This window comes from Pseudoalteromonas porphyrae (genome assembly GCF_001298125.1).
Taxonomy (GTDB): Bacteria; Pseudomonadota; Gammaproteobacteria; order Enterobacterales; family Alteromonadaceae; genus Pseudoalteromonas; species Pseudoalteromonas neustonica.
On record NZ_LHPH01000092.1, the window covers coordinates 1 to 609 of the forward strand.

2 protein-coding genes are annotated in these 609 nt (G+C 55.5%); both read right to left on the reverse strand.

Going from position 1 to position 609, the window contains the following annotated elements:
* The coding region (locus ADS77_RS23005) for a twin-arginine translocation signal domain-containing protein (protein ID WP_152960668.1) at positions 1-145 on the reverse strand (145 nt) is incomplete at its 3' end.
* A gap of 72 nt (positions 146-217) precedes the next feature.
* On the reverse strand, positions 218-609 hold a 392-nt coding region (locus ADS77_RS21325; RefSeq protein ID WP_235575848.1), incomplete at its 5' end, for an ATP-binding protein.

Below are 609 nucleotides of genomic sequence, written 5' to 3' on the forward strand. Positions count from 1 at the left end.
TGGAATAGACATTGGTCTGACCCCAGGGGTTGGCCCAGCTAGGACGTAGGCTAAGGGCCGCTGCCGACCCAAGGCCAAGCGCCGCACCGCCTTTGAGGATCTGACGACGTGACATCGGGTGCGTGATGACGCGCGAGTTTGCCATGTGTGACTCCCGTCCATGTTTGACGCGAGCCAGTTTGACTGACGAACCTGAAACAGGCCTGAAAATGCGCAATTAATCGGTAGATTCCTTGATGGGCACCTCCATCCTCACGCACAAGCCCCCCAGTGCACTGGGCTCAAACCTCACTTTCCCGGCATAGCGCGTCATGAGTTGCCACAGAATAGACAAGCCAAGGCCATACCCAGGATGACTTTCATCCAGCCGCCGGCCGCGCTGGCCAAGGCGAGGCAGGTCATCTACTGGAACACCAGGACCGTCATCCTCAACGGTAATCCTGAGGACATCATCGAGCACAATGCGACTGTCCACTTTGCTACTGGCCCACTTGCCGGCATTGTCAAGCACAATCCCTAGCATTTCGGAAAAGTCCTGAGATTCGATGGGTACACGTTTCTCAAATTCCCCCGGCAAGCTCATGGTGAAATTAATGTTTGGGTAAAGAC